Annotated in this window: 23 protein-coding genes and 2 pseudogenes; 12 read left to right on the plus strand and 13 right to left on the minus strand. The window is 69.2% G+C overall.

The features are described 5' to 3' along the window. Positions 1-1631 (minus strand): glycoside hydrolase family 3 N-terminal domain-containing protein (locus AB0E63_RS27370; RefSeq protein ID WP_360372148.1); only part of this gene is annotated, 1631 nt, incomplete at its 3' end. 69 nt (positions 1632-1700) lie between these two features. Here AB0E63_RS27370 and AB0E63_RS27375 point away from each other — a divergent pair. Further along, positions 1701-2267 carry a TetR/AcrR family transcriptional regulator gene (locus tag AB0E63_RS27375; RefSeq protein ID WP_360372151.1) on the plus strand — a complete coding sequence of 189 codons (567 nt, stop codon included), beginning with the start codon at positions 1701-1703 and terminating at the stop codon, positions 2265-2267. Positions 2268-2287: 20 nt separating this feature from the next. Here the strand turns inward: AB0E63_RS27375 and AB0E63_RS27380 are convergent, their stop codons facing one another. Continuing rightward, positions 2288-2704 (minus strand): DUF1232 domain-containing protein, encoded by a 417-nt coding sequence (locus AB0E63_RS27380; RefSeq protein WP_360372154.1) that lies wholly within the window; start codon positions 2702-2704, stop codon positions 2288-2290. A gap of 272 nt (positions 2705-2976) precedes the next feature. Here AB0E63_RS27380 and AB0E63_RS27385 point away from each other — a divergent pair, with 272 nt between their 5' ends. The 3 genes from AB0E63_RS27385 (at position 2977) to AB0E63_RS27395 (ending at position 4649) form a co-directional block, all read left to right on the plus strand. Next, positions 2977-3660 (plus strand): type II CAAX endopeptidase family protein, encoded by a 684-nt coding sequence (locus AB0E63_RS27385; RefSeq protein WP_360372157.1) that lies wholly within the window; start codon positions 2977-2979, stop codon positions 3658-3660. Positions 3661-3727: 67 nt separating this feature from the next. Continuing rightward, a complete protein-coding gene (locus tag AB0E63_RS27390; RefSeq protein ID WP_360372160.1) occupies positions 3728-4057 on the plus strand; it encodes a hypothetical protein in 330 nt (109 codons plus the stop codon). Between the two features lie 55 nt (positions 4058-4112). Then, positions 4113-4649 (plus strand): GNAT family N-acetyltransferase, encoded by a 537-nt coding sequence (locus tag AB0E63_RS27395; RefSeq protein ID WP_360372163.1) that lies wholly within the window; start codon positions 4113-4115, stop codon positions 4647-4649. A 45-nt stretch (positions 4650-4694) separates the two neighbouring features. On the opposite strand, the gene AB0E63_RS27400 is transcribed toward AB0E63_RS27395, so the two are convergent. The 5 genes from AB0E63_RS27400 to AB0E63_RS27420 all read right to left on the minus strand — a co-directional run bounded on the left by AB0E63_RS27400 (position 4695) and on the right by AB0E63_RS27420 (position 10719). Further along, positions 4695-5426 (minus strand): amidohydrolase family protein, encoded by a 732-nt coding sequence (locus AB0E63_RS27400; protein WP_360372166.1) that lies wholly within the window; start codon positions 5424-5426, stop codon positions 4695-4697. After that, positions 5420-6148 carry a hypothetical protein gene (locus tag AB0E63_RS27405; RefSeq protein ID WP_360372169.1) on the minus strand — a complete coding sequence of 243 codons (729 nt, stop codon included), beginning with the start codon at positions 6146-6148 and terminating at the stop codon, positions 5420-5422. The genes AB0E63_RS27400 and AB0E63_RS27405 overlap by 7 nt, the downstream gene beginning before the upstream one ends. A 118-nt stretch (positions 6149-6266) precedes the next feature. Further along, positions 6267-7496 (minus strand): DegT/DnrJ/EryC1/StrS family aminotransferase, encoded by a 1230-nt coding sequence (locus AB0E63_RS27410; RefSeq protein ID WP_360372172.1) that lies wholly within the window; start codon positions 7494-7496, stop codon positions 6267-6269. Between the two features lie 30 nt (positions 7497-7526). Continuing rightward, a complete protein-coding gene (locus AB0E63_RS27415; RefSeq protein ID WP_360372175.1) occupies positions 7527-9365 on the minus strand; it encodes a hypothetical protein in 1839 nt (612 codons plus the stop codon). Positions 9366-9504: 139 nt separating this feature from the next. Beyond that, positions 9505-10719: a helix-turn-helix domain-containing protein gene (locus AB0E63_RS27420; RefSeq protein WP_360372178.1), complete on the minus strand. Its 1215-nt coding sequence runs from the start codon at positions 10717-10719 to the stop codon at positions 9505-9507. Between the two features lie 167 nt (positions 10720-10886). Between AB0E63_RS27420 and AB0E63_RS27425 the strand changes: the two genes are divergently transcribed. Then, on the plus strand, positions 10887-11510 hold the full coding sequence (locus tag AB0E63_RS27425) for a maleylpyruvate isomerase family mycothiol-dependent enzyme (protein WP_360372181.1): 624 nt from the start codon (positions 10887-10889) through the stop codon (positions 11508-11510). On the opposite strand, the gene AB0E63_RS27430 is transcribed toward AB0E63_RS27425, so the two are convergent. The 4 genes and pseudogenes from AB0E63_RS27430 to AB0E63_RS27445 form a co-directional block, all read right to left on the minus strand. Continuing rightward, positions 11507-12067 (minus strand): dihydrofolate reductase family protein, encoded by a 561-nt coding sequence (locus AB0E63_RS27430; RefSeq protein WP_360372184.1) that lies wholly within the window; start codon positions 12065-12067, stop codon positions 11507-11509. The two genes, AB0E63_RS27425 and AB0E63_RS27430, sit on opposite strands and share 4 nt — an antisense overlap. A gap of 16 nt (positions 12068-12083) precedes the next feature. After that, positions 12084-12152, minus strand: a pseudogene (locus AB0E63_RS27435) (BBE domain-containing protein); the annotation flags it as partial. Between the two features lie 140 nt (positions 12153-12292). Further along, positions 12293-12511: pseudogene (locus tag AB0E63_RS27440) on the minus strand (AraC family transcriptional regulator); the annotation flags it as partial. Positions 12512-12759: 248 nt separating this feature from the next. Further along, the gene (locus AB0E63_RS27445) at positions 12760-14760 is read right to left on the minus strand and encodes a potassium transporter Kup (protein WP_360372187.1); all 2001 of its coding nucleotides are present in this window, start codon (positions 14758-14760) and stop codon (positions 12760-12762) included. 93 nt (positions 14761-14853) lie between these two features. Between AB0E63_RS27445 and AB0E63_RS27450 the strand changes: the two genes are divergently transcribed. Together AB0E63_RS27450 and cpt are read left to right on the plus strand one after the other, a co-directional pair. Continuing rightward, positions 14854-16107: an MFS transporter gene (locus tag AB0E63_RS27450; RefSeq protein ID WP_360372190.1), complete on the plus strand. Its 1254-nt coding sequence runs from the start codon at positions 14854-14856 to the stop codon at positions 16105-16107. Next, positions 16104-16637, plus strand: a complete 534-nt coding sequence (gene cpt, locus AB0E63_RS27455) for a chloramphenicol phosphotransferase CPT (protein WP_360372193.1) — start codon at positions 16104-16106, stop codon at positions 16635-16637. The genes AB0E63_RS27450 and cpt overlap by 4 nt, the downstream gene beginning before the upstream one ends. On the opposite strand, the gene AB0E63_RS27460 is transcribed toward cpt, so the two are convergent. Next, positions 16625-17239, minus strand: coding sequence for a TetR family transcriptional regulator (locus tag AB0E63_RS27460; protein ID WP_360372341.1), 615 nt, complete (start codon positions 17237-17239; stop codon positions 16625-16627). The genes cpt and AB0E63_RS27460 overlap by 13 nt on opposite strands. On the opposite strand from AB0E63_RS27460, the gene AB0E63_RS27465 reads away from it, so the two are divergent. The 4 genes from AB0E63_RS27465 to AB0E63_RS27480 all read left to right on the plus strand — a co-directional run bounded on the left by AB0E63_RS27465 (position 17162) and on the right by AB0E63_RS27480 (position 19117). Next, positions 17162-17956 (plus strand): hypothetical protein, encoded by a 795-nt coding sequence (locus AB0E63_RS27465; protein WP_360372347.1) that lies wholly within the window; start codon positions 17162-17164, stop codon positions 17954-17956. The genes AB0E63_RS27460 and AB0E63_RS27465 overlap by 78 nt on opposite strands. Positions 17957-18035: 79 nt before the next feature. After that, the gene (locus AB0E63_RS27470; RefSeq protein ID WP_360372196.1) at positions 18036-18356 is read left to right on the plus strand and encodes an aldo/keto reductase; all 321 of its coding nucleotides are present in this window, start codon (positions 18036-18038) and stop codon (positions 18354-18356) included. Further along, positions 18287-18505 (plus strand): aldo/keto reductase, encoded by a 219-nt coding sequence (locus AB0E63_RS27475; protein WP_360372199.1) that lies wholly within the window; start codon positions 18287-18289, stop codon positions 18503-18505. The genes AB0E63_RS27470 and AB0E63_RS27475 overlap by 70 nt, the downstream gene beginning before the upstream one ends. Positions 18506-18526: 21 nt before the next feature. Then, on the plus strand, positions 18527-19117 hold the full coding sequence (locus AB0E63_RS27480; protein WP_360372202.1) for a TetR/AcrR family transcriptional regulator: 591 nt from the start codon (positions 18527-18529) through the stop codon (positions 19115-19117). On the opposite strand, the gene AB0E63_RS27485 is transcribed toward AB0E63_RS27480, so the two are convergent. Next, positions 19104-20201, minus strand: a complete 1098-nt coding sequence (locus AB0E63_RS27485; protein ID WP_360372205.1) for an aldo/keto reductase — start codon at positions 20199-20201, stop codon at positions 19104-19106. The two genes, AB0E63_RS27480 and AB0E63_RS27485, sit on opposite strands and share 14 nt — an antisense overlap. A gap of 179 nt (positions 20202-20380) precedes the next feature. Here AB0E63_RS27485 and AB0E63_RS27490 point away from each other — a divergent pair, with 179 nt between their 5' ends. Then, positions 20381-22372: a GMC oxidoreductase gene (locus AB0E63_RS27490; protein ID WP_360372208.1), complete on the plus strand. Its 1992-nt coding sequence runs from the start codon at positions 20381-20383 to the stop codon at positions 22370-22372. Positions 22373-22394: the final 22 nt, after the last annotated feature.

Consider the following 22394-nt stretch of genomic DNA (forward strand, 5'->3'; position numbering starts at 1 on the left):
ACGGCCTCGTCGATCAGGGCCTGCGGGTCGGACCGGTCCGGCTCGACGCCGACCGTGATGCTCAGCGCGTTGCTGAGGCCGCCCTCGCGTTCGGGGACCTCGAGCTCGATGCGGACGTCGATCGGCCGGCCGGCGGTCACGGCGAGCGGGGTCGAGATGGATGGCGGCGACAGCAGCGCAGCACCGAGATCTGTGCCGACCGGTACGGCGGTGTCCTCGTGCAGCAGGTTGCCGTCGGCAAAGATCCGGCCCCGGCCGACCGAGGCGAAGCCGAGCAGGACGTCGCCGGTCTCGGCCGGGGTGTAGGTGGTGCGGAACTCGAGGACCGCGATCTCGTCGATCGGCGCGTTCCCGCCCAGATAGACGAGCGCGCTGGAGAACCGGTCCTCGGCGAACAACTCGGTGCCGTCCGCGGCCAGGAACCGTACCCGGGCACCGGGCTCGCCGCTCTCCGGGTTCGTCATCGTGGCGAGTGGCAGCTCCGCTACGCCCTCCTGGACGACCGCGCCGATGGAGTACGTGACCTCGGCGTCCGGGAGCGCTCTGCGGAGTCCGTCGAGCGGGGACACCACGGACGACGGGATGACGGTCGCGCTGCCGCCGCCCTGCGTACGGGCGTCGCGGGCGTTGTGGCCGATCACCGCGACTCGTTGGGGAGCGCTCCACGGCAGCTCGTTCCTGTTGCTCAACAACACCGAGCCTTCGGCGGACGCCGTACGGCTGAAGGCGATGCCGTCGACCCGCGGCACGTCGGCAGGCTTCTCGAACCCTTCGAGCGCACCGACGCGGGCGGCCAGCGCGAGCAGGCGCGTCACCTTCCGGTCGAGCGCGTCCTCCTTGACCTCGCCGGACCGAACGGCCTCGACGAGCGCGTCACCCCACGCGCCGACCGGGCCCGGCATCGCCAGGTCCTGGGAGTGCTTGGCGCTCTCCACACTGCGCACGGCGGTCCAGTCACTCACCACGACACCGTCGAAACCCCAGTCGGTGTTGAGCGGTGTCTCGAGCAACTCGTTCTCCGAGGCGGTGGCGCCGTTGATCGAGTTGTACGCGCTCATCACGAGCCACGCCTTGGACTCGGTGACCGCCTTCTCGAACGCGAGCAGGTACAGCTCGCGGAGAGCGCGCTCACCGACGATCACATCCGCGGTGAAGCGCTCGGTCTCGAAGTCGTTGGCGACGTAGTGCTTCGGGGTCGCCCCGACACCGAGCTCCTGCACGCCGGCGACGTACGCGGCGGCGAGCTCGGCGGTCAGGACGGGATCCTCGCTGAACGCCTCGAAGTGCCGGCCGCCGAGCGGCGAGCGATGCAGGTTGATCGTCGGGCCGAGGACGACGTCCACGTTCTTGCGACGGGCCTCGAGGCCGGAGACGACGCCGTACCGATGGGCGATGTCGAGGTCCCAGGACGACGAGAGAGCGGTCGCGGACGGGAGATTGAGCGACGGGTCGCGCTCGTCCCAGACCGCGCCGCGGACGCCGCTCGGACCGTCGGACAGCACCATCGAGCGCAGGCCGATCGCGGGCAGCGGATGAGTGGACCAGAAGTCCTGTCCGGTCAGGATCCGGACCTTCTCCTCGAGCGTGAGCTGCCCGAGCAGGTCGCCGAAGTCGGCAGGGCTGGGATTCATGCGACGACTGTACGCGCGAAAACCGAAGAGCGCTAGGTTTTCGGGTGGATGGTCGGTAGCATCCTCGTCATGCCGTCCCGAGGTCCGTATGCGAAGGGTGTCGCCAAGCGCGAGGAGATCCTCAAAGCCGCGCTCGAGGTGATCGCTCGGCACGGCTACCGCAACACCTCGACCCGTGAGCTCGCGGCCGCGGTCGGGCTGAGCGAGGCCGGGCTGCTGCACTACTTCGGGTCGAAGGAGAAGCTGTTCGAGGCGGTGCTGCGGGCGCGGGACGAGGCGGATCTGGAGCGCTTCGACCAGTCGGATCTGATCGACAAGCTGATCGCGATCATCCGGCACAACGGCGACGTACCAGGGCTGGTCCAGCTCTACTCCACCTTCTCCGCCGAGGCCGGCGACCCGCAGCACACCGCCCACGAGTACTTCGTCGACCGCTACACCGGTCTCCGCGAGGCTCTCGCCGAATCCGTCCGCGCCCGCCAGTCCGCCGGCACTCTCACCCCGTCGGCCGACCCCGCGACCATCGCGGCCCTGCTGATCGCGCTCTCCGACGGCCTCCAAATCCAGTCCCAGTTCAACCTGGCCGCCGAACCCGCCGAGCTCCTGGACCACCTGATCCACCTCCTCAAGACCTGAGCCGGCGCCGCGGGCGGGTTTCAGGTGGGTGCGGGGAGACCGGCGAGGCGACGTACGGCGGCCAGACCGTCGGGTGTGCCGGGCCAGTGGCGATCCAAGGCAGCAGGCCCGGCGCGGCGGGTCACTGACCGGAGCGCGAACGCGACGATCACCGCGTCATCGGCGTACCCGATCACTGGGATGAAGTCGGGCACCAGGTCGAACGGCACGGCCAGGTAGACGAGCAGGATCCACAACCGGACCCGCACCCCGCGAGGCAGAGACGGATCAGCGGCCAGGCGTCGCAGAAGCCGCACCAGATCCGGCAGGAGCCGCAACGCGTCACGGATCCGCAGTTCGTCGGGCCGCGCGAACCACAGCGCCACGATCAGCGCGACCCACAACAGCACAATGCCGCCGCACACCGCCGCCACCACCGACCACCAAGCCCCACTCACCCGGCCATTCTCCTTTCCTTCCTGGACCCCCAGGCAATACTGGTCCCGTGACGAGTCCCGCCGATCCCCCCAACCCGGCCGAACTCGACCCACCCACCGTCCAGTCCCCACCCACCCCCCACCCCACCGACCAATCACCGTCCGCCTCGCACCCCGGCGAGCTCTCACCTGCTGGGTCCGAGCCAGAGGGCATTCTTCCTTCGGGGGTTGGGCGGCGGGTAGTTTCGCGGGAGATTTGGTTGGTTTTGGCGCTGTCCTTGGGGGCCTCTGGGGTGGCGGCGATCATTTCGTTCGCGGGGGTGTTGACCTCGGCCAAGCCGATCAGCGGGCAGACGGCGGTGATCGTGGGGTCGCGGGCGCCGGGGCGGCCGTGGCTCGATCTGACCTGGCAGCTGTTCGCGGTGGTGAACGCGCTCGTACCGGTCGCCCTGGTCGGTCACTTCCTGGCGCGGGGTGGTGAATCCTTCCGGGCGATCGGCTTCGACCTGCGTGATCGGATGCGGGACCTCGGCCGCGGTACGGCGGTCGCCGCCTGTATCGGGGGAGCGGGACTGGTCTTCTACATCGGTGCACACGCCACGGGCGTGAACCTGACCGTCGACCCGTCCCAGCTGCCCGATTACTGGTGGCGCATCCCGATCCTGATCGCCGTTTCCGCGCAGAACGCCGTACTCGAAGAAGTCATCGTCCTCGGCTATCTGAACCACCGCCTGGACCAACTCGGCTGGTCCGTTCGCCGCGCGACCGCCACCAGCGCGCTGGTTCGTGGCTCGTACCACCTCTACCAGGGCCTCGGCGGGTTCGCGGGGAACGTGATCATGGGCGTGATCTTCACCTACCTGTACCGCCGCTGGGGCCGGATCATGCCGCTGGTCGTGGCGCACACCCTGATCGACACGACCGCGCTGATCGGGGCGACGTACCTGCTCGGCAAGGTCTCGTGGCTGCCGAGCTGAGGCGTTTTCGAGGTCAGTGGAACGACTGACACGTAACCGATCGGCCCGCTGACGGGTTGATGGTGACGTGACAGTCAACGGGGAAATCACTGGTCCGCCTGAAATCGACGCAGGACTGGCGGCCGCGGCGCTCGCCGTGTTCGCCCACCGGCACGAGGTCGTCCACCTCCTGTACGCCGCAACCGACGAACCAGACGCACTTGCCCGAATCGGCGCCCTCCTCCGCGTCGACGAACCCACCATCGCCCGCGTCCTCGACCAGCCCTTCCGCTGGATGCTTCCCCAATTCCGCACCGAACTGGAGGCGATCGCCACCGCGCCGGCCCCACTCGCCGCGTCCTCTGCACCCGCGGAGCCCACACCGACTCCGGCCACGAGCGGACCACCGAGGAGCTGACCGGGTGCCGCGGCCGGTCCGGTTGCTGCGCCCTGGCTGCGGATACGTTGAGGCGGTGCAGACCTATGGGGCGGACGTGCTCGGGATCGCGGATGAACTGACGGAGGCGTACGTCGAGGTGTTCACGGCGCCACCGTTCGCGCACCGCGATCCCGGGGAGACCCGGATCGCGTTCCGGAAGCGGTTGGACAGCGATGCGCTCCGGGACGGGTTCCGCGCCTGGATCGAGCGGTCGGAGGACGGAGGGATCGCCGGTTTCCTGACCGGCTGGCGGACCCAGGCGCCGTTCCGGACGGACCGCTCGTACGGGAGTGTCCTCGACCGCCTGGGCCGGGAGCAGGTCGAGGCGCTGCTGATCGACGCCTTCGAGATCGATGAACTCGGGGTACTCCGCAGTGCCCGGGGGGCCGGACTCGGCCGCCGCTTGCTAGACCTGGCGACGGAACAGGAGCCACGCGCCTGGCTCCTCGCCTGGAACCAGAACCACGCCACCCTGGCCTTCTACCGCCACGCCGGCTGGACCGAACCAGAGCCCCGCGGCCCCGAACACGACATCGTCGTCTTCCTGGCCCCCACCCATCCGAGGGGTTAACCCCCTCACATGGGGACGCAGGTGGGGGCGTGCGTGGGGGTGGGGTCAGAGGGCGAAGAGGGCTGTGGCGTTGTGGTGCATGATGGCGGCTTCTTCGGTGGGGGTCAGGTTGGCGGCTTCGAAGGCGCCGATGGCTACGGACGGGTCGATCAGGGTGGCGTCGGTGCCGAACATCAGGCGGGTGGGGCCGATCTGGTCGAGGATCCAGCGGATTCGGTGGGCTTCGGGGGCTGACCAGCAGGGTTCGAACCAGATGCGGTCGGAGCGGGAGGCGGCTTCGGGGACGAGAGGCCAGCCTGGGGCGCCCATGTGGCCGGCGATGACCCGGGCGCCGGGGACTCGGGCGGCTACGTCGGCGAGGTCTACGACGTTGCCGGCCCAGGTGTGTACGAGGGTGGGGAGGCCGTATTCGGTGGTGAGTTCGATGGCCGCCTGCATGGCGGGGGAGTCGATCGGCGTGCGGCTGTACTCGGTGTGGATCTTCGCGCCGACCCAGTGATCCCGGCCGTCGCCGGCGAGGAGTTCGTCCAGGTCGGTTCGGGCCTCGTCGAGGCGGCGGGGGTCGACGACGAGCATGCCGCGGAGGCGGGGGTCGGCGGGGAGTTGTGCGGCGAGCGAGCGGTTGCCGCCGGGAGCGTCGTACACGATGGCTTCGATGGCCGAGACCAGTTGGATGTCGATGCCGAAGCGGTCCATCAGGTCGATGTTGACGTCGATGCTCGCCGTGTCCATGGAGAAGAACCACGGTCCCCAGTGGGCGTGCACGTCGATCAGCATGGCGCCTCCAGGAGGGTGGTCAGGTTCTGGCTGCCGGTTTGGGCGATCTCGGCGGGCGTGAGCTTGGAGGTGAGCAGTCGGCGTACGACGGAATACGTTTCGTGGAACGGGGTCCGGCAACCCAGGACCAAGCGGCTTGCGCCGACCTCTGCGGCGACGATCTCCAGGGAGTCGGGGCCGGTGAGCATCCGGGTCGAGGTGTGGAAGCCGGGCTCCCTGCGTGCCATGACGACGAAATCGCCGAGGTAGTAGAAGTGCGTGTCGAGGAAGACGACCCGCGCACCGAGACCGCGCAGCGCCGGACCCACCTTCCGTACGTCGCCCTCCACGAAGATCGTCAACCCAGCCTCGACCAACAGCCGCACCACATGCTCGAACGACGGATACCCCGGCTCCACGCTCTGCACGGTCGGCGCCAGCCGGATCGCCCGCGGCGGCTCACTCAGCGACAGCACCCGCTCCAGCTCGCGCTCCGCGCCCAGCGGATCGCGCAGGTCCAGCACCGGGCACCACGACCAACCGTTGCTCTCGGCAACCTGCTGCGCTTCGACGTTCCCGGACGGTACGTCGAAGTGCACCGCACGCAACGCGGACACGACCCCACCCGAGATGCCCGTGGCCTTGAACACCTCCCGCACCCGCTCGGCCCGGCCCCATCGCCCGGTCGTCACGTCATGCCCAACCAGTACGTCGCAGTCGACCAGCAGAGGCGCGTCGGTCATGGGGCCTCCCGGCCTGGACTGAGGAGCGGAGGGAGCGTAGCGACTGGAGCGACGAGGGAAGGCCGGGAGCTAGAGCCCCATGACCCCCGCGCCGGAGGCGCGGCATTCAACACGGTCATCAGGCCTCCCGGGCCAGTGCGCTGTGGACCTTGCGGATCGCCGCGACGATGTCGTCGACATCTGCCTCGGTGTAGTTCTCGTTCCACGGAAGAACCAGCAGCCGCCGGTCAATCAGCGCCTCAGCGTTCGGGCACAGACCGACCGGATACGACACGTCCTGCAGCGGGAACCCGGACTCCCCGTACGTACGACGCTCCCGTACGGCGGGTGCGGCGTACAGCGGGCCGGTCAGATACCCACCGTTCGCCGGAACGCCCTCAGCGGAGAGCGCTCCCGCCCACTCGTGCAGGTCGCCCGCCGAAGGCGACAGGATCAACGGGTACTGCCAGTAGACGTGGTCGCCGCCGTCCGGTGGAGCGGTGATCCCCGCCAGGTCAGCGATCCCGGCCGACGCTCGGGCAGCCGACGTACGACGATCTGCCACGACGCCGCGCAGTCTGGTCAGCTGCGCCCGGGTCACTGACGCGACCAGTTCGGTCATCCGGTAGTTCAGCGACAGGAACAGGTACGTCCGCTCGTCGGTGTCGCGCGGCCAGCCCTTGTCGGCGAAGAGCCGCATCCGCCGGGCTCGCGCGGCGTCGTCGGTGACGGTCAGGCCGCCATCACCGGCGCTGATGTGCTTGGTCTGCTGCAGGCTGAAGCAGCCGATGTGCCCGATCCGCCCGACGAACGTGTCTCCGACCGGCGCGAGATACGCCTGGGCGCAGTCCTCGATCAGCAGGATCCCGTGCTGATCGCAGAGCTCCCGAAGTTCTCGCACGGGCGCGGGTTTGCCGAACAGATGCACCACGATCACGGCCTTGGTGCGCGGCGTGATGGCCGCGGCCACCGAGGCGGGGTCGAGGTTCCCGGTGATCGGGTCGACGTCGGCGAACACGGGTACGGCGTTCTGCATCATGATCGGGAACACCGTGCCCATGTCGCTGATCGGCGTGGTGATGATCTCGTCACCCGGCTCGGGGTCGACCGCGGCGACGGCCAGGTGCAGAGCCGCCGTACCCGAGCTGCACGCGACCGCGTACCCACCGCCGAGCAGGTCGGCGAACTCCAGCTCGAGCGCCGGCACCTCGGTACCCCAGGTCGCGGACAGCATGCCGCTGCGGAGCACCCGCTCCACGGCCTTGACCTCGTCGTCGCCGAACCGCCGGCCGCTGGCGTTCATCACCGACGGCAGTGGGGCCGAGCGCACCGGGGTCCCGCCGTCGCGGGCGAGCAGACTCTTGTCCATCGCAACAATCCTCACATCGTCTGATGTTGCTTACGGCAACGGTAGTTGGACGAGGTCGCGGTCGGCCAGGCCCCACACGCTGTGCCGCGCCCCACGGACCGGCGTCAGCTGGGGAACCGTGAACCACCCGTCGCCGAGCTTGTTCACCAGCAGCTTCGCCTCGGTGAGCCCGGGCCCGAGCTGGTACAGGTTCCCGCCGAAGTTCGTCTCACAGTAGACCCCGCTCCGGTCGGTGTGGAGCTGGCCGTAACCGGAGAGCTTGTTCGTGCCGCGGACCACGGCCTTCGTCCTGAGGTCGTACGTGAACCAGCCGCCGCTGGTCCGCTTGAGTACGCCGTACAGGACGCCGTCGTGCACCGCGACACTCTGGATAGAGCGCTCTGCGGCGAGCGGCTCGACCGTCCACAACAGCTTCCGCTCGCACAGATCGAAGGCGGCGATCGAGGCCGCGGTCCGGGTCGGCGTGATGCCGCCACCGCCGACGACGTCGCCGCCGAGGTACGCGATACCGTCCACGATCGAGACCGTCAGCACGCTCTGATCGGGCAGGATGCCGTAGTGCACGTCGAGCTTGCCGGTCTCGATGTCGAGCAGCGTCAGTGCACCGGTGAGCTTGCCAGTGCCGGGTGCTGAGGCGATCGCGAGCAGCTTCGACTTCGCGTCGTACGCCGCCTGCCACGGCCGGAGCTGGTCATGGCCGATCGTGCCGAAACTGTGGACCTCCTTGGTGCGTGGGTCCACTCGGACCACCTCGGTGCTCGGATAGAGCGCGGAGTACAGCTCCCCGCGCAGCCAAGTGAGCGTTTTCGCCTCTCCCGCGACCCGGATCCGGCTGGTGGTGCCTTCGCTGAGCCGGTGCTCGGTGATGACCCAATGGCCACCGACGTACAGATTGGGGTCGCCGAGGACGATCGACTGTGGTTGGTCGGGCTCGGGAACGAAGCCCGCGTCCGCGAGATCGAGCAGTTCGACGGAGCCGGTCGTCAGGTCGAGCCACCACAGCACGCCGGAGCCGGTCGAGCCGAGCAGCGTGTTCGCGTCGAGCAGCAGCAGGCGCCGGTGCTCGTCCGCGGGCGCCGGCTTCGCCACCGCGGTGAGGGTCGTGTCGTTCGGGCCGCAGGACCAGACCGTGCCGGACGTCCTGGTCGTGACGTATGCCGTGCCGTCCGGGGTGACCACGATCGCGTCGATGCTGGTCTCGCCGGCGGGCAGCGGAACGCTGCGGACGTCGGTGCCGTCGAGGGCCATGCTGAGCAGCGATCCGCTGCTGCCCGCGTAGATCCGGTCGGTGGCAGCGGCGAAAGGCCCGAAGTTCTGGCCGCGGGAGGCTTCGGGCGTCAGGTCGCGGAAGATCTGGGTGGTTCGGTCGTAGCCGACCAGTTGGGACGGTGTGTAGATCCCGGCGTAGACGAAATTGCCTGCGGCACCGACGTACCGGCCGTACTGGGCTCCGGTGACCGGCGTGCCGAGCCGCGTGACGGCGTTGGTGCTCGGGTCGATCTGCCAGACCGTGCCGTTCGGGTAGCTGACCGCGAAGACCTGGCCGTCCGGTGCCGTGGCCAGGTCCCAGACGAAGCCCCCCGCTCCGGCGAGGCTGCCTAGTCGGGTCAGCGAACCGTCGGCGGGGTCGAAGCAGTAGACGTCGGCGACCGGGTAGAGCCCGACGTAGATCTTGCCGGCGGCAACGGTGATGCCCCAGCCGCCCTCACCGGCCGGAAGCTCGACCGTCCGGGTCACGCGCCGGGTGGCGAGGTCGAGCTCGGTCAGTCGCGGCGGCACGATGCCCCGGCTGATGAGGTACGCCCGCCCGTCGTGCACGGCCATCGCGACCACGGCCGCGGTCAGGCAGGCAGGCCCGAAGCTAGACAAGAGTAGTGATCACTCCCCGTGCGAATCGCTTGTCCACAAGGCCTCCCGGGACAGAACGCACCGAATTACGGTCATGGCTGAAATTAGCCGGACGTGGGTTGGTGCGTCAACACATGAGGCGGTGTCATGAGGGATGGGATCAGAGATGAACGCGGTAGACGACCAGCGGCCGGCCGCTGCCGTTGCCGAGCTGGGTGCCGGTGGCGTCAGCGAGACCGGCGCGCTCCAGCCGGTTCAGGACCCGGCGGGCGGTGCGAGGCTGGATGCCGAGATGATCGGCGACGGACCGGGTTGTCAACCCGTCCTCAGGTGTGGCGTGCACGAGCTCCTGCAGTCGCTCCAGGGTGGCCTTGGACAGCCCGGCGCGCTGGGCGAGCAGCTGGAGCTTCGACCGCTGTTGCGCCCGGGGTGCCGCACCGCCGACCAGGACGAGGTCGATGTCGTTGCGCAGCGAGACCACGGCCGCGGTCCGGCCGGACGACTTCGCGCGGCCGAGCGCCCGCCGGGCCAAGGCCTCCGTCTCGGTCCCGGAGCCGCCGATGCCGAAACCGATCCGGACCGGTCCGAACTGCTCCTTGAGGCGGTTCAGCATGGCCAGCTCGGTGAACGCGGCGGTCGCCTGCTCGAGCGGTCCGCGCGTGGTGACGAGCAGATACCGCTTGTCGTCGTACCGGATGACGCTGCCGCCGAGCGAGCCGGCCTCCCGCCGGAGCGCGCTCTCTCCGGCCTCGGCGATCTCGACCAGGCCGAGCGCGATCTGCGCATCGTCACTGCGCAAAGCGTTGTGAACGAGCAGCAGACTGTTCACGGCGGCCCGCACCGAATGCACCGACGGTGCCAGCCGCAGCGTGGTCTGCTCGGTCCGGAGCTTCTCGTACGCCGACCGGAGGCAGGTGATCGCCACATCGGCGCCGACCTTGTGGTGGAAGTCGATCACGTCGTCCGAGCTGAGCCCGGGGCGATAAGGCAGCACCCGGATCCTGCGGGTCGGCAGGCCGACCTCGTCGAAGGTCTCGCGGACCTGAGCCTCGTCCAGTACGTCGATGCTCATGGACGTGACGTCGCGACCTTCGCGGAGCAACTGGACCAGCGCCCGCATCAACGTGGCGCCGGTGTACTCGACGTGAGCCGCCGGGCGGTCGAGCAGGTCGTTCGCGGCAGCCAGCTGGTAGGGGACCACACCGGTGAACAGCCAGGCGTCGACGCTCGGCGGTGCCTCGGCCATCACCTTCGGCGTGTCCGTCTCGCGCCGGTACCGCAGTGGGACGACCTCGACTCCGCGCAGCGCCCCGATGATCCGGCTGCTGGAGTTGACCAGATCCGATGGTCCGACAACACCGATCGTCGTCACCATGTTGGGGTCCCCTCCTTCATCGGCTCAGTTTCACCAGATCACCACATCGCTGCAAGAACCCGCGCCGTACGGCGCGGGTGATCAGTCGATCAGTGCGCTTCGGCTGACGGAGCGTGGCGGAAGCGGTGCTCTTCGACCCCATCGGCCCGGTCGGCTAGGTTTCGGTCATGAGTCGGCTGATGCGGACGCACGAGTGGATTGCCGAGGGTACGGCGCTGTGCCGGACGGCGCTGGTGGACCTGGACGGGCCGTCGCTGCTGCCCGGGTGGAGCCGGAAGCATGTCGCCGCTCACCTCTCGCTGAACGCGGAGGCGATCGGCAACCTCGTCTACTGGGCCAAGACCGGCGACGAGCGGCCGATGTACGCCTCGCCCGAGCAGCGGAGCGCGGACATCGAGGCGGGCGCGCTGCGGCCGGTCGATGAGCTGCTCGCGTGGTTCCAGGAGTCGGCGCAGGTCCTCGCGGACGCGATGGCTGAGCCGTCCGACGAGCAGTGGCAGGTGACGGTGCGCTCGGCCCAGGGGGTGGAGATCCCCGCGACCGTGACGCCGTGGATGCGAAGCCGGGAGGTAATGATCCACGCCGTCGATCTCGGCACGGGCGTGACCTTCGCGGATCTCCCGCCGGACTTCCTCGAGGCTCTGGCTGCGGACATCCGGACCAAGCGGGGCGACGTACCCGAGGTGACGGGTCCGCCGGCGGAGGTCGCGGCGTACCTCGCCGGGCGTTCGTACGACGGTGTGCTCAGCGCCGACGGGACTCCGGCCGAGCCACTGCCGCCCTGGCTCTAACGCACGACCCGGTAGTGCAGGTGGGTGACGTCGCGGTCGACGAGTTGGCGGACCTGCTCCAGTTCGATGTACTCCGCCGGCAGGTTGTCGAAGAGCCGGCGGCCCTGGCCCAACAGCACGTTGACGACGTGGAGTTCCAGCTCGTCGAGTAGGCCGGCGCGCAAGAGAGCCTGGGCGGCGCCGGCGCCGTGGACCATGACGTTGCGGTCGCCCGCGGCTGCCTTGGCGCGGGCCGCTGCCTCGGCGACATCGGTGACGAAGTGAGCGCTCCCCGGCGGTACGTCGTCCTCGTCCACCTTGTGGGTCAGGATGAACATCGGTACGCCGTCGTGGTGGTCACCCTGCCACCGGCCCGCGTGCTCGAACGTACGCCGGCCCGCGATGAGAGCACCGGTGGACATGGCCTCGCGGTACACCTGTCCGCTCGGACCGTCCGACGCGCGGTCGTCGAGCCAGTTGAACAGCCGGAAGCCGCCGCGTCCCATCGGTTCTTCGCGACTGTCGTCCGGGCCGACGACGAATCCGTCGAGTGACATGGTCATGTAGAGCACGATCATCGGCTAGCTCCTGTGGTCAGAGAGACTGCGGGAAGTGAAACATCCGGTCGGGGTCGTAGTGATGTTTGATGGCGGCCAGACGTGCGTGGTTGGGACCGTGGTACGCCTCGGCCCAGTCGTCGAGGTCAGGGTCGGGGAAGTTGGGCGATCGGCCTTGTCACCGAGCAGGTCCCGCGGTGTCACGCCCGTGAGCCGGAGACACTCCCGGCTCAGATGCGCGTGGTCGGCGTACCCGGTCTGGGCCGCGAGATCGGCCAGGCCGTCGCCGAAGCCGGCCTGGGCGAGCGCGAGGTAGCCCTGGGAACGCAGCGTGCGCTGGAGCGCCTTCGGACCGACACCGACTGCCGTCAGGCAGCGACGCCGCAGCTGGCTCTCTGAAAGCGCCAGGTGGTCGGCGAGTGTGGAGATCTCGGTCGGACGCCACGGCATCAACCGCCGGACCATCTCGGCCACGAAGGGATCCGCCTGCTGGTGCCGGGCAGCGAAGAAGAGCTGCAGCCGGATGAGCGCCTCGCCTGGGCTGTCCGCCGCGGCGATCGAATCGGCGAGCGCGAGCGCCCTGGGTCCCCAGAACTGGTCGAGCCCCACGGTGAGGTCGACCAACTCGATCCCGTGTGCTGGATCCAGACGGTCCGGACGAGGCCGGCCAGTTCGGGCACCGGCGGGCTCTCGTCGTACGTCTGGTCCATCGTCTACACCTCGATATGGGATCCGATGATGAGGGTGCGGTCGCGGGGCAGGTTGAAGAACTCGGCCGCGTCGGCGGTGATGTGGGAGGTGGCGATGAACAGGTGCTTGCGCCAGCCGGCCATCGTGTTCTCCGGGCCGCGCCGGAGCTCGATCTTGGACAGGAAGTAGGAGGCGTTCTCGAGGTCGAGGAGGCCTTCGGTGTCGGCCGGGTCGAGGGTGGCCAGGGCGGCCGGTACGTCGGGGGTCTCCATGTAGCCGAACCTCGCGGTGACGTGGGTGATCCCGTCGTCGCCGTACCCGAGGTCGTCGACGACCGCCCGCCGGTCGCCCGCGACCCGGGGGACGGGCTCGGTCTCGATCGAGACGATCACGACGTGCTCGTGCCGGACCTGGTTGTGCTCGACGTTGGCCCGCAACGCCAGGGGAGCGGTGACGTTGCCCCGGTTGAGGAAGATCGCCGTGCCGGGGACGGTGGTGGCACGCAGCGCGCCGGAGCGCAGCTGATCGACGAACTCCTGTAGCGGCCCTTCGGTCCGTTCGCGCTCGGCGGTGACGACGGCGCGGCCACGCTGCCAGGTGGTCATGATCGTGAACGCGGTGACGGCGATCAGCAGCGGCAGCCACGCGCCGTGCACGAGCTTGGTAAGGTTGGCCGCGACGAAGAGCATGTCGACCGACAGCAGCAGCGTCGCGCCGATGCCGATCAGCCACCTCGGGATGTTCCACCGGTGCCGGGCGACGTAGAAGAACAGCAACGTCATGATCGTGATCGTGCCGGTGACCGCCATCCCGAAGGCGTAGGCGAGGGCGGCCGAGCTGCGGAACGCGAAGATCAGCGTCAGCACCGAGACGAGCAGCAGCCAGTTGATCCACGGGACGTAGATCTGGCCGATCGTGGTCGCCGACGTGTGCTGGACCCGCAGCCGGGGGAGGTAGCCGAGCTGCGCGGCCTGCGAGGCGACCGAGTACGCGCCGGTGATCACCGCCTGGGAGGCGATCACGGTCGCGGCGGTCGCGAGCAGCACGAGCGGCAGCCGGCCCCAGTCCGGCACCAGCAGGAAGAACGGGCTGCTGATGTTCGCCTCGTCCTTGAGGATCAGCGCGCCCTGGCCGAAGTAGCTGAGGGTGCAGGCCGGGAGGACGAGGAGCAGCCAGCCGCGGGTGATCGCGCGGCGGCCGAAGTGGCCCATGTCGGCGTACAAGGCCTCGGCGCCGGTGACCGACAGCACGATCGCCGCGAGGGCGAAGAACGCGATGTGGAAATGCCCAGCCAGGAAGCCGAGCGCGTACGTCGGCGACAGCGCCTTGAGGATCCCGGGGTGCTCGACGATGCCGGTGACTCCGCACACGCCGATGACGGTGAACCAGGCGATCATGACCGGCCCGAAGACCCGGCCGACCGCCTCGGTGCCGCGGCGCTGGACCAGGAATAAGACGATGATGATCACCGCGGTGATCGGTACGACGTACTGGCCCAGTGACGGCTCGACCACCTTGAGCCCCTCGACCGCGGACAGCACCGAGATGGCGGGCGTGATCATGCTGTCGCCGAAGAACAGGGACGCACCGAAGATGCCGACCGCGGCCAGCACGACCGCGGCCCGGGCGCCGGTCTGCGAGCCCCAGCGGCGCAACTGCGTGATGAGAGCCATGATGCCGCCCTCGCCGTCGTTGTCGGCGCGCATCGCCAGCAGCACGTAGGTGACGGTGACGATGATCATCACCGACCAGAAGATCAGTGACACCACCCCGAACACGTTGTCGTTGCTCACCGGCACCGGGTGCGGGTCCTCGGGATTGAAGACCGTCTGCAGGGTGTAGATCGGGCTGGTCCCGATGTCGCCGAACACCACGCCGAGCGCGCCGACCACCACCGCGAGCTTGACCGTGTCGTGCAGGTTCGGACTCGGGTGGGCGGTACCGGCCCCGACGTCGGGGTCACTGGCACCGGCTCCGGAGGTACCCGGAGTGTCCTCGGTGCCCGGCTGCTGGGGTTCCGTCACGGCACCGGACGATACAGCGCCGGGGATCCAGGCGGGATGTCGAGATCCGGCGGCTGACTCCGACGTAGCGGGTGACACGGAGGAGGTGCTCCGATGACACCGGAGCGGGTACTGCGGACCTACATCACGCTGGTCGTGGTGTCGACGGGTGCGTCGTCGATGATCTGGGGCATCAACACGCTGTTCCTGCTGGACGCGGGTCTGACCATCGGCCAGGCGTTCGCCGCCAACGCGTTCTTCACCGTGGGCATGGTGCTGTTCGAGGTCCCGACCGGCGTCGTCGCGGACACGGTCGGCCGGCGTACGTCGTACCTGCTCGGGACGGCCACGTTGTTCGGGTCGACGCTGCTCTACCTGGTGTTGTGGCAGACGCACGCGTCGTTCGTGCCGTGGGCGGTGGTGTCGATGCTGCTCGGGCTCGGGTTCACGTTCTTCAGCGGTGCGACCGAGGCGTGGCTGGTGGACGGGCTGCACGCGACCGGCTACCGCGGGTCGCTCGACGACGCGTTCGCCAAGGGGCAGATGGCGAGCGGGATCGCGATGATGGCCGGCTCGGTCGGCGGCGGGCTGCTCGCGCAGGTGAGCAACCTCGGTGTTCCGTACGTCGCTCGCGCAGTCCTGCTCGCGGTCACCTTCGCGGTGGCGTGGCGGGCGATGCGGGATATCGGCTTCACGCCGAAGCCGCGGGTCTCGGTGCGGTCCGAGATGGGCGGGATCCTGCGGGCCTCGTTGCGGCACGGGCTGCTGAATCCGCCCGTCCGCTGGCTGATGATCGCTGGTCCGTTCACAGCCGGGGCCAGCGTGTACGGCTTCTACGCCGCACAGCCGTATCTGCTCGAGCTCTACGGACACGCCGACTCCTATGCGATCGCCGGTCTGTCCGCGGGGATCGTCGCCGGTGCTCAGATCGCGGGTGGCGCCTCAGCGTCGTACGTGGCCCGTATCTTCCGGGACCGGATCCTGATCCTGGTCGTGGCGATCGGTACCTCCGGTGCCGTGGTCGCGCTGATCGGCGTGGTGACGTCGTTCTGGGTCGCCCTTGGTCTGCTGATGGTCTGGGGCACGATGTTCGCCGCGATGACCCCGGTGCGCCAGGCGTACCTCAACAGCCACATCCCGTCCGCCCAGCGAGCGACGGTCCTGTCGTCCGACAACCTGCTCGCCTCCGCCGGCGGCGTCGTCATCCAGCCGACCCTCGGCCGCTCGGCCGACCTCTGGGGCTACGGCCCGGCGTACCTGCTGACAGCCGTCATCCAGCTGCTCGCGCTGCCGTTCCTCGGGCTGGCGCGCCGCCAGAACAAACCCGTCGAGGAGACCACGGACGAACAACTAGCCTTGCAGCCGTGACGGCTCGACTGATCATCATCAACGGCGGTTCCAGCTCCGGGAAGACGGGGATCGTGCGCTGCCTGCAGGCGGTGCTGGCCGAGCCGTGGCTGGCGTTCGGCGTGGACGACTTCGTCGACGCGATGCCGGCGGCGATGGACGGATCGGCGGGCGGGCTCGAGATCGGGCCGGATGGCGAGGTGTCGGTCGGGCCTGCCTTCATGGAGTTGGAAGCCGCCTGGAGGACCGGGATCATCGCGATGTGCCGGGCCGGTGGGCGGGTGATCATCGACGACGTCTTCCTCGGCGGCGGCGGTTCGCAGCAACGGTGGCGCGATGCGATCGGTGACGTCGAGACCTTGTGGGTCGGCGTTCGCTGCGCACCCGAGGTCGTGGCGGGCCGCGAGCTCGCCCGGGGCGACCGCGCCGTCGGCATGGCCGAGAAGCAGGCGCTGATCGTCCACGAGGGCGTGACGTACGACGTCGAGGTCGACAGCGCCCACGCCGAGTCCATCGACTGCGCCCGTACGATCGCCCGCTATCTGGCGTAGTCCACCCGGGCGAGTGCGCTGCTGATCCGCCGGCGGTGATCGGCGGCGACCTTGTCGGCGTCGTCGCCCGCGAGGATGCGCCGTACCGACTCCAGATGGACGGTGCGGTACGCCGCAACGGTGAGGGCCGCGCTGAGCGGTGCGTCGGGGACGTCGGTGCGATCCATTGCGGTGGCGATCGCCTGCTCGAGGTGGTCGAGGAGTTCGCGTGCACGGGACTGCAGGGCGCGGGACTCGGCGACCACCTCCCAGAAACGGGTGAACTGGGCGCGCATCGCGGACAACGGATGGCCTTGGTCGGCCAGGTCGATCAGGAGCGTGGACAGGGCGGCGACCGCGGACGTGCCGGCCGGGCGGTCGTTGATTGCGGCAACGACCAGGGCTTCCGCCTCCGGGTAGCGGTCGAAGAGGAGGTCTTCCTTGCGCGCGAAGTGCGCGAACACAGTCGGCCGGGCCACATCGGCGGCCTCGGCGATCTCCGACAGGCAGCCTTGGCAGCCGGGCTCGACCTGTGGTTCTCCCCGATGCCGATGGACCTCGAGCCCGACGACTTCATCGCCTTCCTGGCCGGCTGTGGCGCGCGGGCGGAGAAGCTGCGGCAGTCCGGCCGCGGTGACGTCGTACTGGTGCTCGGCTGCGAGCTCTCGGTGTTCTGCAAGGGCTTCGTGCCTGGTGAGACGTCGGGGGAGCGGCTCGCGACGATGGCCGATCCGGCCACCTGGACCGACCAGGCGAAGATGGCCGAGTTGTACGCCGGACTCTCGCGCTGGGGTGACGTCCAGCAGCAACTGGTCACGGCCGCCCGTGAAGTGTTCGCCGGCCGGATCACCTACGCCGCCGGGATGTGGGAGGACGTGAACTGGGAGCTGTTCGACATCGTCAGCGTCGACGCCTATCGCGACGCCGCCAGCGCGGCGACCTTCCGCGACGAGCTGCAGGACCGGCTGAAGTGGGGCAAGCCGGTGGCGGTCACCGAGTTCGGCTGCTGTGCCTACAAGGGCGCGGCCGATCGCGGCGGATCGGGCTGGATGATCGTTGACCGCTCCGTCGATCCGCCGGCGATCAACGGATCCTACGAGCGCGACGAGGAGGAACAAGTGGAGTACCTGCTGGAACTCGTCGAGGAGTTCGAGCGGATCGAGCTGGCGGCGGCGTTCTGGTTCAGCTTCGCCGGCTACGAGCTGAGGCACCGCCCGGACGATCCACGGCACGATCTCGACCTGTCGTCGTACGGGCTGGTCGCGGTCGGGGACGACGGCCGGCTGACGCCGAAGCGGGTCTTCGGCAAGCTCGCCGAGGTGAACGAGGGGCGGCGCTGAGCGATGGAGCAGGTGCGGCTCGGGGCGACCGGTCTGCGGGTCTCGCGGATCTGCCTGGGGATGATGACGTTCGGCACCGGTGGGGCGCGGGGAGTGGCATCTGGGCGAGGACGCCGCGGAGCCGATCGTCCGGCGCGCGGTCGAGGCCGGCGTGACGTTGTTCGACACCGCCGACGCCTACTCCAAGGGGACCGGGGAAGAGCTCACCGGGCGGCTGCTCGGGAAGTTCTTCGGGCGGCGCGAGGACTACGTGCTCGCGACCAAGGTACGGCGAGATCCGGCACGGATCCGGTCGCCGGTGACCTGTACGGCGAGAACGACCTCGCGGTCGTGGAAGCCGTCCGGGCCCTCGCCGCCCGCCGTGGTGTCCCGCCCGCACAGATCGCCCTGGCCTGGCTGATGGCCGCCCCCGGCGTCACCGCTCCCATCGTCGGAGCCACCAAAACGCACCACATCGACGACGCAATCGCCGCCACCGCCCTCACCCTGACCCCTGAAGAACGCTCCGAACTGGAGGCGCCATACCGTCCGCATCCAGTCACTGATTGAACCGGTGGGTACAGTTGTCGCGTGCTGACGGCGAAGGGTGTGGCGACGCGGGGGCGGATCATCGATGCGGCGGCGGCCGAGATTCGGGAGCGCGGGATCAGCTTGGTGACGTTGGACGACGTCGGGCGGCGGAGCCGGACCGGGAAGAGTCAGTTGTTCCACTACTTCCCCGACGGGAAAGAACAGTTGCTGTTGGCGGTGGCCGAGCGTGAGGCCGACCGGGTCCTCGAGGATCAGCAGCCGCAGCTCGGGCAGTTGACGACGTGGGATGCGTGGCGGGAGTGGCGTGACGTCGTCGTCGAGAAGTACCGGCGCCAGGGCGTGAACTGTCCGCTCGGCGTGCTGATCACCGAGATCGGCCGGCACACCCCGGCGGCGCAGGCGGTCACCGCCAAGCTGCTGGCCCAGTGGCAGCACCGGATCCAGGCCGGCATCGAGGAGATGAAGGCCGCGGGCGAGATCCGTTCCGACGTGGATCCCGCCCGCGCGTCCGCGGCGCTGATTGCCGCGATCCAGGGTGGCGTCGCCATCCTGATGTCCAGCGGCTCGGCTCAGCATCTCGAGTACGCCCTGGATCTGTGCCTGGACTACCTGCGCGCTAGCTCCAATTGAGCACGGGCGGCCGATGGCCGGCGGGCTTGTCGGCGACCTTCGCACCCGCGTTGACCAACCAGCCCTGGTACTCCGGCGTGAACATGCGATACACCGACTCCGGCGGTACGGCGCTGGCCTCGTCGAGTGCAGTCCGCAGCTCGATCGGCAGCTCGAAGTCGAGAGCCTTGATGCTGGACTGCAGTTGCTCAGGCCGGCTCGCGCCGACGATGGCAGACGCGATAGCAGGCTGAGTCGCAACCCAGTTGATGGCGACCTGGGCCATCGTCACGCCGAGCTTGTCCGCAACGGACTCCACGGTCTTCAACAGGTCCCAGTGCCGATCGCTCCAGCTCCGCACGGGTGCGCCGTCGCCGGTGAGACGCCCGTCGCCCGTCACACCCTGTACGTCGTCCCGCCGGTACTTCCCGGTCAGGAACCCACTGCCGAGCGGACTCCAGGCCGTGATGCCGAGCCCTAGCTCCTGTCCGACCGTGACGTGCTCGGTCTCGATCGTCCGCTCGACGAGTGAGTACGGCAGTTGCAGGTTGACCATCGGCGTCAGCGACTGTGTGTCCGCGAGGGTCTGGGCGCGAGCGGCGTACCAGGCGGGGACGTCGGACAGTCCGGCGTACCGGATCTTGCCGGCTCGAGTGAGGTCGTCGAGCGTGTGCAGGACCTCCTCGACCGGCGTGATCCGGTCCCAGGTGTGCAGGAGGAAGACGTCGACGTAGTCCGTGCCGAGTCGGCGCAGTGAGGCGTCGAGCGCGCGGATCAGGTGCTTGCGGCCGTTGCCACCCGCGTTCGGGTCGCCGGGGTCGACGCTGTTGGTCGCCTTGGTCGTGAGCACCATCCGCTCGCGGATCCCGGCCTCCGCGATCAGCTTGCCGAGGATCGTCTCGCTCTCGCCGGCGGTGTAGAAGTCGGCCGTGTCGAGGAAGTTGCCTCCGGCATCGACGTACGCACGGAAGATGGCCCGCGCCTCGTCCTCGGTCTTCCCGTACGGCGCGTGGAAGCCCGACGTCCCGAAATTCATCGTGCCCAGCGCCAGCCGGCTGACCCGCAGCCCCGACCGCCCGAGCAGGTAATAGTCATCAAGTGCCATGCGTCGAGCATTGCTCGGAGAAAATGGACCGGCAAGTACAGAGTCAGGTCGCGGTGTAGCTGGCACGGCCTGGTCCACGAGCTGCTGCGCGACGGCGGCGTCACTCACATCGCCCGCGAGCGCGGGAGATCGAAGAGGTCGCTCACGGGCCAACGGTAGCTTTCTGGTTGGCTTGGGGCGTGATCTTGTCTGAACAGCAGCGGATGGTGCTCGGGCGGCTGGCGGAGGTCGCCGTACCGGCGGATGAGTTTCCGTCGGCGGCCGAGGTCGGAGCGGTGGCGTTCGTCGAGCGGGTACTGACGCTCGACCGGCCGGACTGGTTGGAGCGCGTGGAGCGGGCGCTGGAGGTCGCCGGACCGGAGCCGGACCTCGACGCGGTGCTGGCGGACGCCGATGGAGCATGGCTCGTTCGGCTCGTGCTGCAGGGGTACTACGCGGATGCGCGGGCTTGGGCGGTGATCGGCTGGCAGACCGGTGACTTCGAGACCGTTCAGACCGAGCTGACCATCACTCCGCGCTCGGCGTTGGCGGATCGGTACGACTGCGTCGTCATCGGCTCCGGTGCGGGCGGGGGAGCGGCCGCGCAGGTGCTGGCCGAGTCCGGGCGATCGGTGCTGGTGGTGGAGCTGGGCCGCTATCCGACCACGGCGTCGCTGACGCACGACCATCTTCGGAACCCGCGGTCGGTGGCTGGGCTGCCGGCCGTGACCGACCCCGATCCGCAGGGACGTCCACGGGTCGCTGTGGTTGACGGCGTACCGGCTCGGGTTCTGCCGCCGGATGGTGGCTGGGGCAACAACGCCTTCACGGTCGGCGGCGGTACGCGGGTGTACGGCGCTCAGGCGTGGCGGTTCGTTCCCCGTGACTTCACGATGGCCACGACGTACGGCGTACCCGAGGGGAGCGCCTTGTCCGACTGGCCGATCACGTACAACGACTTGGAGCCGTACTACTCGTTGGCCGAACAGCGCTTCGGGGTCAGCGGTGGCGGAGTGGACCCCTGGCACGAGCCACGGTCGATCCCGCTGCCGATGCCGCCCATGCCGCGGACCGGTCCGGCTGATCGGCTCGCTGCCGCCGCGGACCGGCTGGGGTGGGGGACGCTCGACGTACCGCTGCTGATCAACTCGGTCGACTATCAGGGTCGGGCCGGTTGTGTCCGGTGCGGCCAGTGTGTCGGCTTCGCCTGCCCGGTTGAGGCGAAGTCGGGCACCCACAACACCGCACTGCCGGCCGCACTCGCTACTGGCCGCTGCACGCTGGTCACCGAGACAACGGCCGAGCGCCTGGTCACCGACCAGTCCGGCCGGGTCACTGGTGTCGCACTAGTGGCCGACGACGGGTACGGCGGCGTCTGGCGGCGGACCGTGGACTGCGCGGAGGTAGTGGTCGCCGCGGGTGCCTCCGAGACACCGCGGCTGCTGCTGAACAGCTCCCACGACGGCGAGCCGAACGGCCTCGGCAACAACCAGGACCAGGTGGGCCGGCACCTACAGGCCCATGTGTACGCCGGGGCGGTCGGGCTGTTCGACGACGAAGTGATGGACCTGGTCGGGCCCGGGGTGTCGATCGCGACGTGCGACTTCCGGCACGGCAACGACGGGATCATCGGTGGCGGGATGCTGGCCAACGAGTTCGTGCCGACGCCGGCTGCGACGTACGACTATCTGGCAGGGGCGGGCCTGATCCCGCCGGCCGGTGCGGCCGGGAAGGCGGCGATGCGGCGTGAGGCGCGGCGGATGCTGCGGGTGGTCGGGCCGATCCAGGAGGTGTCATCGGCGGAGTCGCGCGTACGAGTCGATCCCAGGGTCGTCGACCGCTTCGGGAACCCGGTGGTCGTGATCAGCGGGTCGATTCATCCCGAGGATGTGCGGGCGCACGGCTTCATGAGCGCGAAGGCCCGGCAGTGGCTGGAGGAGGCCGGTGCGGTGCGAACTGCCGTTGGTGCGGTCGGCACGCTAGGCCGAGCCAGTGCTGGTCAGCACCAGGCGGGGACGTGCCGGATGGGTGATGATCCAGCGCGGTCGGTCACCGATCCGTACGGGCGCGTGTGGGGACACGACAACGTGTGGATCGCCGATGCCTCGGTGCACGTGACGAACGGCGGAGTGAACCCGGTACTGACTGTTCTGGCGGGCTCACTCCGGATCGCAGAGCATCTGACCCGTTGAAGGCTGGTTCAGCCGAGTGAAG

Origin of the sequence: Kribbella sp. NPDC026596, assembly GCF_040638415.1 — a bacterium.
Lineage (GTDB): Bacteria > Actinomycetota > Actinomycetes > Propionibacteriales > Kribbellaceae > Kribbella.